Source organism: Nostoc parmelioides FACHB-3921 (genome assembly GCF_014696625.1).
In the GTDB taxonomy this organism is placed as follows: Bacteria; Cyanobacteriota; Cyanobacteriia; order Cyanobacteriales; family Nostocaceae; genus Trichormus; species Trichormus parmelioides.
The window spans coordinates 14977-32094 of sequence record NZ_JACJQL010000015.1 but is presented as its reverse complement, the minus strand read 5'-3'; the positions used below and the strand labels follow the sequence as shown (position 1 = coordinate 32094).

Below are 17118 nucleotides of genomic sequence, written 5' to 3'. Positions count from 1 at the left end.
TAATCATAAATATAATAAACTACTGTCGATTCTACGAATTAAATAGTAGGTAATATCTTTAAATATCTTTTTATACTCGTTCATTAATACATGAGTGCTTATTATCTAATTATTCAATAAGCTTAGGAACTTCTTATCAATGGACTCCATCATCATAGATAATGTGAGGAGTTACATCCATGTTTAAATTCTCAATCAATATTGTATTGAATTTAACAATTATCGGATTGTTTTTCAGTTATGTAGCAACGTTTACAAATCCTGTTATTGCTGGTGAAGCGATAATTGATAAAAATTGTCGCTATCATCGCAGAACGCCACAAAATATGCAAAAAATTCCGCCACAAAGCCGCGCAACTATATACTTTACATCGAGGTTTAATGCTAATAAAGAAAAATATTTTTTACAAGTGCTAAAACTTCCCAATTCCACAGGTGTTTTTTGTTTGTTTAGTACTAACTCTCAAAAAACTAAGAAAATAACCGAAACCCAACTGATTCAAAATAAACAGATTGAAAACGTGGAAAAACTCTCTGACCAAGCTGCAACTTATATCATTACCGTAAAAGGTAATAAACATGAAAATATATTCCGAGCTTTCTATAAATTAAACCTTAGCAATCCCTATCACCCGAAGATGACACCAATCATAAGAATATATAAAAGCTAACCATAGAGAAAGCCATCTGTAGAGATATGGCAGTTTTCCGAGAGTTGAGGACATATTTTAGTAACAAAATTTTGATACTAAAAGCCTTCCAAGCCTATTTCCTGTCCTCTCTGCCCCTACAAATGGCTTTATTTATGGTAAATAAAGCTAGTATAAGCTCAACCTAGTCGTTTTTTATTTTCATTTTAGCGATCGCCTGACTAACATCTGCGGTAGCCAAAAAAGATAGGCATATGCTTGTTTTGCGTGACTGTAAAGCGAGAATAACTGGGCTTTACTTAATAATGTATAGGGTTGGAGTGTTTTGAGAATTTCTCCCAACTTATCTTTTCCTACAGTTTGACTGACACCACTAACAACATAATCTTGTAAATGCGGCGGTAATTGCCAGTCAATATTAGCATCTGGTTGATGTGTGACAGGTTCAACATTACCTCGCCATGCAACTCCCATAATTTGCATGGTTTGATATACCATTGTGTTCCAACCTTTCTCTTTCAAATAGTCTAACCCTTGCCCTACATCAGGAGAAGCCAAATCGTGAAATAAAATTAAAGCGTCCGGTTCTGCAAATTGTTCACAAATAATTGCATCATTAAGTGGGGCTGGTGCTTCGTGATGACCATCTATAAAAATCAACGACCATTTACGTTGAAATTGATTTGCTATCTCTTCTACTTTTTGGGGGCTGTATCCTGGTATGAGATTTACCGATTCCTTCACCCCTGCTAACTTCAGTGATTCTGTCACGCTTTCATTAAACAATTGTTCAGCGAGCATAGGATCAATGACATCAAGTTCCACTCCTCCTAGAGCTAAATGACAAGCTGACCAACCCATCCAACAACCTATTTCTAAAGCTTTTTTCCCCTGAAATTTTAAAGCTGTATTGTATAAAATGTGAGCCTCATCTCTGCTAACAAATCCCACCTCTTGACGGCGCTGATCAACATAAAAGTTATGGGCAATATCTCGCCGGAGATAAAACCACAAAGAATCATATCTGTTGCCCAAAATCATATTAGGAAAACATGAATCTGGTTGAATAGTAGAAAACCCAGACGAAACATAATCTCCTGCTGGAAATGACTCATTTTTAACTACTTTTACCGTGTTTTCGTTCATAAATCATTGTCTGAGTATCAGGTAAGCCAAAATTTAGCCACAATATATAGAGCCGATTTTGGTCATAGGTAATGGGTCATTGCTAAATGTTGTCCCAATTACCCATTACCGAAAATTCCACCCACAAGGGGATGGAGTCTTTCATGTCATCGAACTCACGTTGTATCAATCCCTGTCAGGAATCGAAATAGATTTTAACCAAATAACTGATTGATCAGTGGGAAATTTAGCTTAAAACAAGAATTTCCAACTCAGCACGGTTCGTTAACGATGAACTAGCCCGTCAGGCATAATCGCACCACTTAAGTTTGCGCCTATCAACTTTACCAGTAGGCGATCGCCTGAACGAATCCGCGCGCCTGTCAGGTCTGCACCCCGCAAGTCAGCACCACTCAGATCAGCACCAATTAAATTAGCAGAACGTAAATTAGCTTCTCTTAAGTCAGCTAAGAGTAAATTGGCTCTAAACAAGTTGGCCTCTGACAAATCCGCGCCTCTGAGAATCACTTTGTGCATAAAAGTGTCACTGAGATTAGCACCGCTCAGGTTAGCATAGCTGAGGTTTCTGCCAGATAAATCTTTGTTACTCAAATTTGCCCGACTAAAATCTTTGCCACTCAAGTCTGAGTTCTGTTTTTGTGGCTGATGGGTTTCTTGGTATGATTTTTGGGGTTCTGGTGGGCGATGGTGATAAACATGATGAGCCTTACCATTGCCATTTAACGAGCGTAATTTGTCACGAGCTTCGTTAATAGCCTTGAGTTTGTCTTGTGCTTTTTGTTGCAAGCGGACATTATCTTTGGGTAGGCGATCGGGATGCCACACAAACACCAAATCTTTATAAGCTTGGTTAACTTCCTCAAGGGTAGCCCCTACTTCCAATTCCAATACCCTATAATACCGCTCCAGCTCGCTCATAAGATGTTTTAGTGGCGAATCAACTTAATTATGAGAGATATAGCCCTCCATATTTATCAATAGGGACTGGGCAGTTCCGTAGTCACTTTTACATAGTAGGACTTACGCAAACAGATTATCTGTTGAGACCGGGTGTAAGGGTTTAAGGGTACAGGGGTGTAAGGGTTTCAAGCATTTATACTCTTATACCCCTACACCCTTGTCCAAACCCTTGATCTTTGGTTTTCATGGGTAAGTTCTACATAGTTGTAGATGCTACGGTAAAACATTAGTACTCAGACATTATATAAGCCTATCGCAGCAAACTCAGTCTATCAATAACTTTTTTCCCTGCCAGGCCGGAGATGGGAGTTCAGAAATCAGAATCGAGTGTGGAAATCCAACTCTACTTGTTGCTCTATTCTAGATTCTGAAGGCTTTAGCAATTATCTTTCGGCTTGCCTATTTGTCCACCTAGTGATAGCTCGAAAATACGCAGCTACGGGAATTTGATAAACTTCTATCAAAATCCAAATAATAATTGATAAATGTGACAAAAAAGTTAATATTGTCCAAAGATACGGCAGCCAAGTTAGAGGATCATGGACTGTCGGTGGAAAATAATAAGCGACAATGCCAATCAAAGTTGTAGGCAGTAAAACAAAAATAGTGGCGGCTAACCCATAACCCCAACCTAATTCCACACCTTCTAACTGAGCTTCCGCCCAGTTAAAACCATTCCAGCGCCAAACTAAAGGAGGTTGACGAGAAGGCATCTTAATTTGCTGTTGTTCTATATTGACAGTAAAAATCTCGTGGCAAAAATCACAACCCATCGCCTCCATCAATGGTATGTGAGAAATTTTCCCCACTCGACAAACCGGACAGGGATAAACATCATGAGTATCGAAAGGTTTGGTAAAAAGTTTAGACCTGGACATAATCAAACTGTCTTGAAAATAGGAATTAGGAACTGGTGAGCCGACGGGGTATTAGGAGCTTCCCTCATTTTCAGGTTAGCCTTCTCGTTGGGAATTGAGAACAGGAAAGACTGGGCTAACAACATTTCAAATGAATACAGCGTCAGTATTTCGTTGATAGAAAATGGGTTTTTATTTACCAGATTTTCGGTTGAGACCGGGTATAGGGGTATAGGGGTGTAAGGGTGTAAGGGTATAAGAGTTTAAGGGTATAGGGGTGTAAAATAATTATTTTGAATTTTGAATTGATTCATACTCCTATACCCTTCTCCAAACCCTTGATCTTTCGTTTTCATGCGTAAGTCCTAATAGGTTGTACTGCATTTAATTCATAAATCCAATAATTTTGTGTAAAAAATACCTCTATAGGCTCATGTTATAGTTTGATTTACAGATAATTATGCTCATCGATTACTCATTACATAAGCAATAAGAGTGATCTAAATTGAGAACGGTCTATTAATAATAAACATTCCGCTATATATCTACCAGGAAGAGGTTTTTAGTCTTAGATTTGTACTGAGTTTATCGTTTTTCTAGAAGTTTTGCTGGTCTTGACGCTACCAAATTCTTCTGTTATCTTTGTTGGAAGATAACCTAATACATATACTTCTCGCTTACTATCGTGAGTACAATCAGCAGCAATCTTTATTTTTATTTTTGGCGTAAGGCGGTTCACAGGGTGTGAATTAAGTTTCCCAATGGAAACCGCCCAGTGAACCGCAGAGCGAACTCTGCGGTTTTTGTTTTTTCAGGAGTAAAATTTCATCGTCATGACCTATTTTATTAGCTGGTTTTATAGCTTTTACTTTTGGCCCAGACCAAGTTCCGGGTAAATAGCGTCATGCCGATAAATCATACGCGCCCGGAACCCCAAGGTTCTGGGCTTTTTTGTTTTCAACACTCCAGGGAGTCATCAATTCAAAATACCCTACGGGTTCGCGGTAGCGTTCCGAAGGAAAGCTAAAGCTACAAAATTCAAAATTCAAAATTCAAAATTGATAATAACTCCCCAGTCCTTAATCCCCAACCCTTTAGGAGAATCCAACCATGATTAACGCTAAACTCGTTGCCCAATCTCACCCTAATCACCAGACAATTGTTCAAATCTCAGAAACAGTTGCTTTCGGCGGAAAGGAATTAGTCATTATCGGTGGCCCTTGTACAGTGGAAAGCTTAGAGCAAATGGAGACGGTCGCCCAACATTTAGAAGGCTCGTCTGTACAGGCGTTGCGGGGTGGTGTTTACAAACCGCGCACATCACCCTACGCTTTCCAAGGTATGGGAGAGGCTGGATTAGATGTTTTAGCTCAGGTGCGATCGCTTTACAATATGCCCGTTGTGACTGAAGTGATGTCAATTGCTCAAATTGAGGCGATCGCCACCTATGTTGATATGTTGCAGGTGGGTAGCCGCAATATGCAGAACTTCGATTTGCTCAAAGCCTTAGGACAAGCGGGTAAGCCCATACTTCTCAAGCGTGGTTTAGCCGCGACAATAGAAGAATTTGTGATGGCGGCTGAATACGTCGTCAGTCATGGTAATCCAGATGTGGTGCTGTGTGAACGGGGTATCCGTAGTTTCGATAATTACACCCGCAATGTTTTAGATTTAGCAGCAGTAGTAGCACTCAAGCAAATTACTCATTTACCTGTGATTGTCGATCCTTCCCATGCAGTTGGTAAACGGGAACTAGTTGCACCTTTAGCTAAGGCGGCTGTGGCTTGTGGTGCCGATGGTTTAATTATTGAGTGTCATCCAGAACCAGAAAAATCTGTTTCTGATGCCCGTCAGGCTTTATCTCTAGAAGATATGGTGAGCTTGGTTGATAGTTTAAAGCCTGTAGCTTTAGCTGTGGGACGGACTATATCAGAAACAAAAGGGGTGGGTTTCAAGCCTACCCCTATTTGTTGTGTGGCTTAAATTTTTCCTGGGAGTGGGGAGACATAATTTTGTTAGGACTTACCCATGAGAACGAAATATCAAGGCTTTTGGTAAGGATGTAGGGGTATAGGGGTGTAGGGGGCGTAAGTCCTCTTTGTGTCTCCCTTATCCCATCAGGTTTTATTTTGAACTATCAAAAGAGCGATCGCTTGCTTCTAAACTAAGAGTGCCAGAACCGTAGGCGAGGATGAGTAACAGTCCACCAATAATCGACAAGTTCTTGAAAAAATTATTGAATTGACTAGGGTCAGCAAAGGGATTATGAAACACGATGGTAGCAGGAATGAGGAAAATGATCAGTAAAATCGCGCCAATCTCTGCTTTATAGCCGAGAATAATAGACAGCCCGCCTAATATCTGAAATGCAATAGTAAAAATTAGTAGTACTCCTACAATAGGTAGTCCGGCTTTAGCCATAGATTCACTAGTCTGGGCAAAGTTCAAGACTTTGTTCACGCCAGCGTAAATAAAAATCACAGCCAGAAAAGAACGAGCGACCAAAGGAATGTATTTTTTTAACATGGTAGATAGCTCCAGATTCAGGTAGTGAAATTGGGTTAGGGGTGCAAAATGCAAAGATACTGGAAAGTACTAAAACTATTTTGGAGTGCAGCGATCGCTGCTGAGATAGAATATCGTATCAACTTCTTCATCGCTACCCTCAGTAGTATAGGCAATTTAGCAGGCAGTCTGTTTGGACTATTCTTGTTTTACCGGAATGGCTATACTTTTAGTGGCTGGTCATGGGAAGCGGCTTTAGTAGTGTTGGGAATTTTTACTTTACTGCAAGGATTTTCTGCTACCTTTCTTGCTCCCAATCTCAACCGTATTGTTCGCCATGTCCAAGAAGGGACTTTAGATTTTGTTCTGCTCAAACCTATACGTAGTCAGTTTTGGCTTTCCACTCACACCATATCCCCGTGGGGAGTACCAGATTTAATTTTTGGTGGAGTGATTATTGGTTATGCAGGTAAACGCCTGGGCTTGGGAATTACTAACTACCTACCAAGCATCATTCCGTTATTGTGCGGTTTGATAATTCTTTACAGTCTTTGGTTTATACTAGGTGCAACTAGCATTTGGTTTGTAAAAATATATAACGCTACTGAGGTGTTACGGGGGTTATTAGAGGCGGGTAGATATCCGATGGTAGCTTACCCTGCCGCTTATCGCTTTTTCTTCACTTTTATAGTTCCAGTAACATTTTTAACTACTGTGCCAGCCGAAGTCATATTAGGTAGAGTGGAAATTCCTTGGTTATTAGGTGCATTAGTCTTGGCTGCGGTGCTTTTTTGGGCTTCCAGCAAGTTTTGGAGCTTTGCTTTGCGGTTTTATACCAGCGCTTCGAGTTAGTAACAGCTAATTTCTTGCTGCTAGATTACGATATTTTTACATAAGATTCAAAGTTATTACTGAGCCAAAAAGATACATTCATAAATGAAGCTAGAGGGAGTAATTTTTGTGTGCATTTATGAAATTAAACCAGACACTCAAACTAGCTATAATTCCTTTCCTGACAGCATTTAGCGTTTTGGGGACATCAAGTCTAGCACTAGCTGACTACCTCAGCAGTCAAGGAACGGGAGGTAAGTATCGTTACGAATTATGGTCTAGTGATGATAACAAAAGTTACTATCTCAAAATCTGGTTACGTGACGCAAGTCACGACAGTAGCCCCTACACCACAACTAGAGCATTTACCTCTACAAGGGATGCTCTAATTTATTTTGACTGCAATTATGCTGAGAAAAATTTACCAGAATGTTAGGAACTTCTAGATAAAAAATATCCAGTAGGGTGCGTCAGTGCGATATCACCTAACTATACTCAGACATTATTCATACTGATGCACCCTACCAAACCATCAATTTCGGATAATTTATTTTTTGGTGTTCCCTAGTAGTAGGCAATTGGTAATTGACCAGAAGTTCCAATTACCAATTACCAATCCCAGATAGCTGCATAGCTGTTTTAGCTTTCCGAAGTTTCTTGAACAAACTTCTTACGGATGGTTTTTCTTTGTTCTCCACTATTGACAGTGATCAGATAATCTAGCAAGTCTTCAGAGAAGGGGACACGCAGGTGAAAAGTGCCGTCAGATTTGAGGGTGATTGGTTTGCCGGCAATATTGACTGTTGCACCTGGATCTGTGGCTCCGTGGATAATTAACTCAGTATCTGCTAAGAACCAAAAATCTCCTTGAGGACTACTAAAGACACGAACAGTGTCGGAACTGGCGATAGTTACCCATTCACCCTCTGGGGTAGTGTAACCAACTTCTGTCATATAGTCATGATCGCTCTGGGGAATTGACACATAGCGATCGCGGGTGATTTCATCAAATTCATATTGCTGCACCAATTGGGGGCGCTGGTAACTCAAGTCAATATTGGTGGCATCATAAAGCCGTAGTGCTAACTGGGAAATCCCGGCATCCTTGAGTAATTGCTGATGAGTTGGGGAAATGTCCCAACTTACATAAGCCCATTTGGAAGTGCGGTGCTGGAAGACAACACTGCTGGCTTCGTCTATTCCTGGTAAATTTGGCGACAGAGAGTCTATATGTAGACGATCAAAGATGTGGACGCTGGGGGAACGGGCAATAGTAGTCCAGTGTTCACCGCCGCTTAGATAGCCAATTTCGATTATATAATCACGCTCGATCGCCGGAATGGGTACATAGCGATCGCTTGTTCCTGGCTCACATTCATACTGCTGTGCCTGGTGGGGATTTTGGTAACTCAAATCAACGCCAGTAATGTCATAAAGCCTCAATGCCAATTCTGAGGAACCTTGAGCCTGGAACTTTTGCTGATCACTAGGTGAAATATACCAAGAAACATAAGCCCATTCAGGGTTACGGGGTCTAAGGACAATATTACTGTCTTCTTCCTCGTCTGCTAACTTCTCAGTTGTGGCTACTTCAGGAGTATTAGGTGATGCTGGCACTGTGGATGTGTCACTTTCCTCAACATCATTTTTCCCAACCCAGGTTTCTACCCCTACACCTGCTAAGACTGCACCACCGGCTAAAGCCCCTAAACTAGCTGGAGTCAGATATTCTGGATTTTCCAGTGTGCCACCCTCATGAATTTCGGCTGCATCAGCTACCAAATTGAGCGCATCTTCGGGAATATCGGCAAATTTTGGCAGTGAAGCTGTTACTTCCGCCGTTGTTTCTTGTTGGGGTAATTCAGTCGAGGCGATCGCTGCTATGGTTTCCTCTACCTGTGCATCAACAGATGAGATATTTGTCTGTTCTATAATTGGGGCTGTCCAGTTGTTAGCGACTTCGCTATTTTCTTCTGGTTCATCGGCAAAAATCGCCTCAAAGTCTGGTAATTCTGGCAGTGAATCTACTATCTCAGATGTATCTTCGCTAACTGGATAAGTTGTTAATTCGGGTTCTTGGTTATCTTCTGGCTCCCCATGAGTCTGATCTGCTAAATTCTCTGGTGCCTGGGGTTGTTCTTCTGTGATTGGGTGATGATTGTCCCCAGTAGATGAGATTTCGGGGATTTCTGGGGCGATATCTGTTGTTTGTGTTTCTGTATTAGTGGGCGCTTTCCCTACTTCAATCATTTGAGGATAGGAAGTGTTAACCACAGATGCGGGTGCTTCCATATCCCAAGGTGATTGCTCCAATTCAGGCGGGATTTTTACTTGATAATTACTTGTGTAATTGGTGTTTTTCGGCTCTTGATCAGCTACAGCCGTGGTATTTGTGGTGGGGGATGCTACTGTGCTTGTCCCTGCAACTGCGGTCACAGTATTGCCATCACTTACGGCAGGATGTAGCCCATTGCGGTTTTCTACTAATGGTTCAGTGGCAGATGTTTCCGTCTCACCAGAAATGGGTTCTGTAGTGCTTTCTAATACTTTAGTTGCGGATGGACGTTTGACAAACCACAATAAGAGTCCAGCGATAGCCCCTACTGGCAACAACAACCACCATAATAAGGAGCGATCCAATCTAGGTGTTTCCGGGGGAGCTACGATCGCAGGCTGATTCACATTAGCGCTGGTACTAGCAGCATTAGGAAAAGTGTTAGCGGTGGGTGTAGTTTCCAGAATGGGAGAGGAATTGATTGCTGGTGTGGTTTCTGCTGTGGGGGAAGAGTTAGCTGCTGGTGTAGCCAGAGAATTGGCGGTTGTGAAGGATGCTTGTTGGACTGCATCTTTAGCGATCGCTTCTGCTTCAGCTGCTCTTGCCGTTTCTATTGCTTTTTGTCCTGGTGATGCTAAAGCAAAACCGAGAAAAGCGGCGATCGCTGGACTAGGATTCTTTTTATAAACGTAAACTAGCGGCTGAGAAAAAGGATATTTAGGGTCATCTGGTGGGGTATCGTGTAATTCAAGTACCCGCACACCAGGCAATTTAGATATTTGATTGGCTCTGGCGTAGCTGATCCCGTCTTTACCTAGCTGTTTGACAATTTCGGCGGTGTTGTCTTCTGTTACCTGAGTCGCAGTTGAGCCTGTAGCAAATTTAGCAGCCTTGAAGACTGGATAGTTATTTAATGCTTCGCGGGTATCGCTGGTGCTAGGGCGATCAATCACCCGAATCTTAGCTGATGACCCTCCTAGTTGTGACCAATTAGTAATGCGTCCGCGAAAAATTCTGGCAAATTGGCGATCGGTCAAGCTGCCTTTAAAGGGATTTTCTTCCCCAACAATAATGGCTATCTTTTCCCGATGTAACCTGACCTGTTCCAGGCCTTGGGCTTTTTCTTCCGGGGTCAGACCACGACCAATAGCCGCCACATCGATATTTCCAGCTAATACAGATTTGAGAGCAGCTTCTGTACCATTAGTAGCTACATCTACTCTTGTACCAGTGAACTGTTGCTCAAAACCCTGTTTTAGGCTTTGATTCACCGCTATCAAGGTACTTGAGCCATCAATCCGCACCGTCGTTCCGCTTTCCACGGTTTGCGGTAGCGCAAAAGTGGGTGTGTCAGTCTCCGATTGTGCCAGCATCGGGTCTGACAATAATAGATTTGCTGCGATGGGGGTAGTTGTTAAGGCAAACAATAATGCCAGATTCACTATGCCACTATCTTGTTTATTTTTTTGCCACATAATGCTCCTATTCAGGTACAGGGAACAGAAAACGAATAAGTTTTAAATTTATCTTGTTATACAGGAATAAACTGGCTAATTATACATCTGGTGTCAATATTTATTCTCACATTGTTAATTTACTTAGTATGATTAAATACTTTAAATTTTAATTAATCTGTAAAATTTAGCGGGGATAGGGGACTGGGGAGAAAGTTTCCCCCTGCTCCCCGCCCCCCTGCCTCCTTCCCCCTGCCTCTTGTTGACTGCTGTACCAAAAGTTATAAACTATAGTTTATGGCATCTACTATTCAAGCTTTACCTCAAGAAGTCGTGTACCTCATTACAGCAGGGGAGGTCATCGACTCATTTGCTGCTGTAGTGCGGGAATTGGTAGAAAATTCCTTGGATGCAGGTGCAAACAGAATTGTAGTTTATTTATGGCCGCAGCAATGGCGTGTTCGTGTGGCAGATAATGGTTGCGGGATGAACTTAGATGATTTGCAACAAGCCGCTTCAGCCCACAGCACCAGTAAAATTCGTTCTAGTGCAGATTTGTGGAAAATTCATAGTTTGGGATTTCGGGGTGAAGCACTACATAGTTTAACGACACTAGCAGATGTAGAAATTATCAGTCGCGCCCCAGAAAATGTGGGCTGGCGAGTGGTTTATGGTGATAATGGGGAAGCAACTCAAGTTGAAGCGACAGCGATCGCTCCTGGTACAGTAGTCACAGTCTCGAATTTATTCGCCAGTTGTGCGGCTCGTCGTCAAGGCTTACCCACAACAGCACAGCAAATGAAAGCTGTGCAAGCCACAATTCAACAAATCGCTCTTTGTCATCCCCAAACCACCTGGCAAGTTTGGCAAAATGACCGGATTTGGTTCACCATCTCCCCCGCCGCCTCAGCCGGGCAACTCATACCCCAATTTCTTCCCCAACTACGTCCCGGTGATTTACAAGAAATCAAGCTAGAGATACCCAACCCAGAAAACCCACCACTCAGCACCAACATCGAGCCAAACGCCACAACACTTTCCCTAGTTGTAGGATTACCAGACCGTTGTCATCGCCATCGTCCAGATTGGGTACGGGTAGCAATTAACGGACGGATGATTAAGTCGCCAGAATTAGAACAAACAATTTTGGCAGCATTCCACAGAACATTACCACGCGATCGCTACCCCCTTTGTTTTCTCCATCTTCTGATTTCCCCTGACCAAATCAACTGGAACCGCAACCCCGCGAAAACAGAAATTTACCTCCAGGATTTGAGTTATTGGCAAGAACAAGTGACTCAAGCCATTAACCAAGCACTACGCATTAGCGCTGCCAATATAAAAGAATCTGTCCAGACAACGCGAGTTAGTCAACTACTCAAAGCCGCCGAAGAAAAGGGAAACTATAACTTTAATCCTCAAAACCCAAATCCAGCAGACAACACTCAGCACTACCTAAAAGCAGTAGCCCAAGTTAGTAACACTTATATAGTCGCAGAACATCCTGGGGGAATGTGGCTAGTAGAACAGCACATTGCCCATGAGCGAGTTTTATACGAACAATTGTGTGATAGCTGGCGACTTATTCCCGTTGAACCACCAATTATTCTTTATCAACTATCCCCAGCCCAAGTTGCCCAACTGCAACGCATCGGTTTAGATATTGACATCTTTGGCGAACAACTTTGGGCAGTGCGTAACTTGCCAGCAATGTTACAACAACGTGAAGACTGTGCCGAAGCTATTTTAGAACTCAGTTGGGGAGGCGACTTACAAACAGCCCAAGTAGCCGTCGCCTGTCGCAGTGCTATTCGCAACGGTACTCCCATGAGTTTGCCAGAAATGCAGAAATTACTAGACGATTGGCAACGCACTCGCAACCCCCGCACCTGTCCCCACGGTCGGCCGATTTATTTGTCATTAGATGAATCTTCCTTATCTCGGTTTTTCCGTCGTCATTGGGTGATTGGCAAAAGTCACGGTATATGAATCAATTCAAAATAAGTCAACAGTCAACAGTCAACAGTCAACAGTCAACAGTCAACAGTCAACAGTCAACAGCCAACACTAAAATCATCAGATTGAGTCAGCATTTGACTTCCACTCAGGGTTAATATCGCTCTACACTAAATATTGTCCTTACTGCAAACCGGCATTAGCCCAGAGATACTGTCCATGCTAGTCTTGAAAACAACCGACCAAGAATTTTCTACCAGATTCCAAAGCTTGGTGAGCGATCGCCGAGAAGCAACGGTTGATGTGAGTGGTACAGTACGCGATATACTCGCTCATGTAAAAACGCATGGTGATGCCGCAGTCCAGGAATATACCAGTCGTTTTGATCACTATAGCCCCCATTCTCATCATTTGAGTGCGGCTTTCATCAGCGAACAAGCAGCGAAATGTTCAGATGAGGTAAAAGCAGCCTTAGAACTAGCGGCTGCACGTATTAGTTCTTTTCATCAAAAACAACTACCCCAAGATATTGGTTACACCGATGCCGCAGGCGTAAAACTAGGCTTAAATTGGGTAGCTTTATCGCAAGTGGGAATTTATGTCCCTGGCGGACGCGCCAGTTATCCCAGTTCGGTCTTGATGAATGCCCTACCCGCCAAAATTGCAGGTGTAGAACGCATAGTTATGACTGTTCCTATGCCTCATGGGGAAATCAATCCCGCCGTCCTGGCTGCTGCCCAAGTTGCCGGGGTGACCGAAATATATAGTATAGGTGGGGCGCAAGCAGTCGGGGCGTTAGCCTACGGTACAGAAACTATCACCCCAGTAGATAAAATTGTGGGGCCTGGTAATGCCTACGTTGCTGAAGCCAAACGCCAAGTATTTGGGACTGTGGGGATTGATAGCATTGCTGGGCCTTCGGAAATTTTAGTTGTCGCCGATCGCCAAAACAATCCCGAATGGATCGCCTGGGATTTATTATCCCAAGCTGAACACGATCCCAGCGCTCAATCAATTTTAATTACCGACTCCGAATCCTTTGCCCAACAAGTAATTGGAACTGTTGAGCAAATTCTGACCACGTTACCCACCACCAAAGTAGCCAGTAGCAGTTGGCAAAATCACGGGGCAGTAATTATTGTCAGAGATCTAGCCGAAAGCATCCCTTTACTCAATCAACTAGCTCCAGAACACGTAGAACTGTGTGTAGATAATCCCCAATTGCTAGCTAGTCAAATTAAGTGTGCTGGCAGTTTATTTTTAGGCCGTTATACTCCAGAGGCGATCGGCGACTATTTAGGTGGCCCCAATCACGTATTACCTACTTCCCGTTCTGCCCGCTTTGCTTCCGGCTTAAGTGTCTACGATTTTCTCAAGCGAATCACCTATTTAGAATGCAATCAAGCAGCATTACAGAAAATAGGCCAGTCCGCCGTCACTCTTGCAGAAACCGAGGGTTTACCAGCCCACGCAGGTAGTGTATCGGTGCGTTTGCAAGCGTTGAGAAATGAGTAGGTCAGGGTGTAGGGGTAATAGGCTGTTCAGTTAGCGTTAAAAAACTGATTTAGTGTAGGTTGGGTTGAGGAACGTAGGCGCAGCCTTCTCGTAGAGTAAACCAAAATTCTTGCCACTTTGTTGGGTTTCGCTATCGCTCTACCCAACCTACAATTATCCTTAACTGAACCGTATTGGCTTTTAGTCAGGGTTTTGGTAAACAGGCCAAAGTGATGCTGAGATTAGCTCCCAGCCAAACCCAAAGCCAGTCAGCTTGAGCTATTTCCGTCAGCAGCCCCACGCCGTCCCGGAGGGCGGCGCAGGGAGTATGTCACGAGGTATTCATGCGGGAACGATTGTCAAAACATTTCAAGATTCAAAATTACTCCGTGGGTAGGAAATAGTTGTATTACCTCTGAAGCATCGCCCACACAAAATTAGCTCCCCGACCTTGAACTCTGGCCATTTGAATCCACAGCAGAGTCATGTGTTCTAGATGCAAACTCATAGAAAGATTGCCCACATCAACAGCTTCCCAACCCAGTTGTTGGCAGAGAGTAGAGACAACTTGCTTTGCGGTGACATCATTCCCAGCAATTAACATAGCAGGTTTGAGGTTGCCATAACCAGGATAGGTATTATTTTCAAAGTTTTCAAAGCCATAAATCGTAAATGCTTTGACTACTTTGGCTTGAGGTACAAAACTTTGAACAAGTTCACTACCGGATTGTTCACTTTTGAGTCCGTGAGTCAGATTTGCCCCCACAGGATTAGTGCAATCAACGAGAATTTTGCCCGATAAATCACCAACTTCTGCTAAAGCTGCTTGATTAGCAGCAAATGGGGTAGCTAGAAAAATCACCTCAGCTTGAGCGATCGCCTCTTGGGGAGAAGAAACTTGTAGTGCTGGATATTTAGCTAAAGCTGTTTTGACACTATCTGAATTAGGGTTGCGTGCAGCAATAGTTACAGTGTGGTCTAACGACAGTAATTGACCTGCTAATGCACAACCGACTTGTCCAATACCAATAAATGCAATCTTCATTATTAGACTCCTGTGATACCCAACGCATCTAAGACGAGTTTGGCGGTTTCTGTCCCAGAGTTCTGTTGTTGTCCAGTAATCAGATGTCCATCTCTGACAGCATGAGGTGCAAAAGCTTCTTTAGTGACGAAGTTAGCACCTAACTTTTTGGCTTCGTCTTCAATGCGGAATGGCATGATTTTTTGACCAACGACATGATCCGCATAATCTTCTTCGCTATTAGCAAACCCCGTGATTGTTTTACCTTGAATCAGAGGTGAGCCATTGTTTAACTTAGTTTCTAATAGTAAACAGGTACCGTGACATAAAGCTGCACTGGGTTTGTGATCTGCGTAAAATTTGAGAAACAAATCCACCAAAACGGTGTTTTGACGAAAAGTAAACATAGGGGATTGCCCACCGCACACCACAATTGCATCAAAATCATCTGGATTAAGGCTGGCGATCGCAGGTGTATTTTCCAGTAATTGCATGAATTTGGGTTGCTGAATATACTCCAGTGACAGTGTGTCATCTTGGGAATAACCAGAAGCATCACGAGGATCGCTGAAATTATCAAATTCCACTTTGCCCCCTTGGGGACTAGCAATAACTACTTGCAAGCCAGCTTTTGTAAATACATCGTAAGGATGTATCAGTTCTGATGCCCAAAACCCGACAGGCACACCCAAAGTAGTTGAAATGGAAGGGTTGGCCACAATCATGAGAATCTGCTTGCTCATGGAAATCGTTGTCCTAATTACGACCACAGTGATAATTTCATCCTGGATCAGGGATGATATATTTGTCCAATGGATAATTTGTATGAGTAATATTCACCACATCAATTTAGCCGGGATAGATTTAAATTTGCTGGTAGTTTTTGATGCACTGATGACTGAGCAGAACGTTACTCGCGCCGCTCTCAGATTGGGGTTAAGCCAACCAGCAACAAGTAATGCTCTAGCTCGGTTACGTAATTTAATGGAGGATGAATTATTCGTCAGAAAAACCACAGGATTGTCCCCCACTCCTAAAGCTATAACTCTGGCGCAACAATTACGTCCCGCCTTGCAACAAATTCAATCAGCCCTATTAGAACCACCATACTTTGAACCAGCAACGAGCGATCGCGTCTTTGCGATCGGAATGTCAGACTATGTAGAATTTATATTATTGCCAAGATTAGTAGAAACTGTACAAGTAATAGCACCTAACATCAGCTGGCAAATCAGATCAGGGGAGCGTCAAAAACTACTCACTCTACTGGATAAGGGTGAAGTTGACTTAGTATGTGGAATTTTCCCAGAAAAAAATTCATTACACCAAGAACAATTTTTGTTTGATGAGGTTTATTGTTGTTTGTGTCGTCAAGCTCACCCCAGGATTGGCAGTAGTTTATCTATAGAGGACTATCTTGCAGAGTCACATTTACTGGTTTCTATTCAAGAAGATCGAGTTGGACGCGTTGATACATTATTGGCACAAAAGAATCTACAACGACATATTGCTGTGTCTATACCGCATTTCCTCATAGCACCGTTCATTCTCGCTCAAAGTAATTTACTAGCAACTCTACCTCAAAGAGTAGCCCTAACATTTACCCAGAGCCAATCATTGAAACTGTTGCCAGTCCCGTTGTCAATGGAAGGTTTTTCGGTGTTTATGCGTTGGCATCAAAGCACAGATAATATACCTGCTGATGAGTGGCTGCGAGCATTAATCACACAAGTGAGCAATGCAATTTAATTGTGGTGGCTATTTTAACTTAATATTTGCTTTCGTCTCAGTAATAATTGCGCGTTGTTACCGTTATACTTCAAATATCAGAAAAACCTGATGATGATACATTTACTCTCAATTTTGATGTGTGAAGATTCACTCTGAAAATATTTTATGAGAAACGTTGATCAAATTTCTTTAGAGATTATATCGGGAAAAAGTAAATCTACAATGGTAGTAATCT

14 protein-coding genes are annotated in these 17118 nt (G+C 42.6%); 7 read left to right on the top strand and 7 right to left on the bottom strand.

Annotation, left to right across the window (positions count from 1 at the left end; genetic code table 11):
• Nucleotides 1-179: 179 nt before the first annotated feature.
• The gene (locus H6G14_RS12585) at nucleotides 180-671 is read left to right on the top strand and encodes a hypothetical protein (protein WP_190567738.1); all 492 of its coding nucleotides are present in this window, start codon (nucleotides 180-182) and stop codon (nucleotides 669-671) included.
• Nucleotides 672-851: 180 nt separating this feature from the next.
• On the opposite strand, the gene H6G14_RS12580 is transcribed toward H6G14_RS12585, so the two are convergent.
• The 3 genes from H6G14_RS12580 to H6G14_RS12570 form a co-directional block, all read right to left on the bottom strand.
• The gene (locus tag H6G14_RS12580) at nucleotides 852-1796 is read right to left on the bottom strand and encodes a class I SAM-dependent methyltransferase (protein ID WP_190567737.1); all 945 of its coding nucleotides are present in this window, start codon (nucleotides 1794-1796) and stop codon (nucleotides 852-854) included.
• 264 nt (nucleotides 1797-2060) lie between these two features.
• Entirely contained in the window at nucleotides 2061-2714 is a 654-nt protein-coding gene (locus H6G14_RS12575; RefSeq protein WP_010997199.1) for a pentapeptide repeat-containing protein, read from the bottom strand.
• Nucleotides 2715-3139: 425 nt separating this feature from the next.
• Nucleotides 3140-3634, bottom strand: coding sequence for a hypothetical protein (locus tag H6G14_RS12570; RefSeq protein WP_190567736.1), 495 nt, complete (start codon nucleotides 3632-3634; stop codon nucleotides 3140-3142).
• A 1089-nt stretch (nucleotides 3635-4723) separates the two neighbouring features.
• Here H6G14_RS12570 and aroF point away from each other — a divergent pair.
• Entirely contained in the window at nucleotides 4724-5596 is an 873-nt protein-coding gene (gene aroF / locus H6G14_RS12565) for a 3-deoxy-7-phosphoheptulonate synthase (RefSeq protein ID WP_190567735.1), read from the top strand.
• Nucleotides 5597-5737: 141 nt separating this feature from the next.
• Here the strand turns inward: aroF and H6G14_RS12560 are convergent, their stop codons facing one another.
• The gene (locus tag H6G14_RS12560; protein ID WP_190567734.1) at nucleotides 5738-6139 is read right to left on the bottom strand and encodes a DoxX family protein; all 402 of its coding nucleotides are present in this window, start codon (nucleotides 6137-6139) and stop codon (nucleotides 5738-5740) included.
• 48 nt (nucleotides 6140-6187) lie between these two features.
• On the opposite strand from H6G14_RS12560, the gene H6G14_RS12555 reads away from it, so the two are divergent.
• Both H6G14_RS12555 and H6G14_RS12550 read left to right on the top strand, forming a co-directional pair.
• Entirely contained in the window at nucleotides 6188-6970 is a 783-nt protein-coding gene (locus H6G14_RS12555) for an ABC transporter permease (RefSeq protein ID WP_190567733.1), read from the top strand.
• Between the two features lie 118 nt (nucleotides 6971-7088).
• Entirely contained in the window at nucleotides 7089-7385 is a 297-nt protein-coding gene (locus tag H6G14_RS12550; RefSeq protein ID WP_190567732.1) for a hypothetical protein, read from the top strand.
• A 203-nt stretch (nucleotides 7386-7588) separates the two neighbouring features.
• On the opposite strand, the gene H6G14_RS12545 is transcribed toward H6G14_RS12550, so the two are convergent.
• Nucleotides 7589-10699: a DUF4912 domain-containing protein gene (locus H6G14_RS12545; RefSeq protein ID WP_190567731.1), complete on the bottom strand. Its 3111-nt coding sequence runs from the start codon at nucleotides 10697-10699 to the stop codon at nucleotides 7589-7591.
• Between the two features lie 276 nt (nucleotides 10700-10975).
• Here H6G14_RS12545 and mutL point away from each other — a divergent pair, with 276 nt between their 5' ends.
• Together mutL and hisD are read left to right on the top strand one after the other, a co-directional pair.
• Nucleotides 10976-12667: a DNA mismatch repair endonuclease MutL gene (mutL, locus tag H6G14_RS12540; RefSeq protein ID WP_190567730.1), complete on the top strand. Its 1692-nt coding sequence runs from the start codon at nucleotides 10976-10978 to the stop codon at nucleotides 12665-12667.
• A gap of 186 nt (nucleotides 12668-12853) precedes the next feature.
• On the top strand, nucleotides 12854-14149 hold the full coding sequence (hisD, locus tag H6G14_RS12535; protein WP_190567729.1) for a histidinol dehydrogenase: 1296 nt from the start codon (nucleotides 12854-12856) through the stop codon (nucleotides 14147-14149).
• A gap of 388 nt (nucleotides 14150-14537) precedes the next feature.
• On the opposite strand, the gene H6G14_RS12530 is transcribed toward hisD, so the two are convergent.
• Together H6G14_RS12530 and H6G14_RS12525 are read right to left on the bottom strand one after the other, a co-directional pair.
• Nucleotides 14538-15173, bottom strand: a complete 636-nt coding sequence (locus H6G14_RS12530; protein ID WP_190567728.1) for an NADPH-dependent F420 reductase — start codon at nucleotides 15171-15173, stop codon at nucleotides 14538-14540.
• Nucleotides 15174-15175: 2 nt separating this feature from the next.
• Nucleotides 15176-15895 (bottom strand): type 1 glutamine amidotransferase domain-containing protein, encoded by a 720-nt coding sequence (locus H6G14_RS12525; protein WP_190567727.1) that lies wholly within the window; start codon nucleotides 15893-15895, stop codon nucleotides 15176-15178.
• Between the two features lie 82 nt (nucleotides 15896-15977).
• On the opposite strand from H6G14_RS12525, the gene H6G14_RS12520 reads away from it, so the two are divergent.
• Complete coding sequence (locus tag H6G14_RS12520; protein ID WP_190567726.1) at nucleotides 15978-16901, top strand: LysR family transcriptional regulator; 924 nt, start codon at nucleotides 15978-15980, stop codon at nucleotides 16899-16901.
• The last annotated feature ends 217 nt before the right edge of the window (nucleotides 16902-17118 follow it).

Coding starts and splice junctions, on each gene's coding strand:
- H6G14_RS12585 (WP_190567738.1), top strand. CDS start 180: ATGTTTAAATTCTCAATCAATATTGTATTGAATTTAACAATTATCGGA.
- H6G14_RS12580 (WP_190567737.1), bottom strand. CDS start 1,796: ATGAACGAAAACACGGTAAAAGTAGTTAAAAATGAGTCATTTCCAGCA.
- H6G14_RS12575 (WP_010997199.1), bottom strand. CDS start 2,714: ATGAGCGAGCTGGAGCGGTATTATAGGGTATTGGAATTGGAAGTAGGG.
- H6G14_RS12570 (WP_190567736.1), bottom strand. CDS start 3,634: ATGTCCAGGTCTAAACTTTTTACCAAACCTTTCGATACTCATGATGTT.
- aroF (WP_190567735.1), top strand. CDS start 4,724: ATGATTAACGCTAAACTCGTTGCCCAATCTCACCCTAATCACCAGACA.
- H6G14_RS12560 (WP_190567734.1), bottom strand. CDS start 6,139: ATGTTAAAAAAATACATTCCTTTGGTCGCTCGTTCTTTTCTGGCTGTG.
- H6G14_RS12555 (WP_190567733.1), top strand. CDS start 6,188: ATGCAAAGATACTGGAAAGTACTAAAACTATTTTGGAGTGCAGCGATC.
- H6G14_RS12550 (WP_190567732.1), top strand. CDS start 7,089: ATGAAATTAAACCAGACACTCAAACTAGCTATAATTCCTTTCCTGACA.
- H6G14_RS12545 (WP_190567731.1), bottom strand. CDS start 10,699: ATGTGGCAAAAAAATAAACAAGATAGTGGCATAGTGAATCTGGCATTA.
- mutL (WP_190567730.1), top strand. CDS start 10,976: ATGGCATCTACTATTCAAGCTTTACCTCAAGAAGTCGTGTACCTCATT.
- hisD (WP_190567729.1), top strand. CDS start 12,854: ATGCTAGTCTTGAAAACAACCGACCAAGAATTTTCTACCAGATTCCAA.
- H6G14_RS12530 (WP_190567728.1), bottom strand. CDS start 15,173: ATGAAGATTGCATTTATTGGTATTGGACAAGTCGGTTGTGCATTAGCA.
- H6G14_RS12525 (WP_190567727.1), bottom strand. CDS start 15,895: ATGAGCAAGCAGATTCTCATGATTGTGGCCAACCCTTCCATTTCAACT.
- H6G14_RS12520 (WP_190567726.1), top strand. CDS start 15,978: ATGAGTAATATTCACCACATCAATTTAGCCGGGATAGATTTAAATTTG.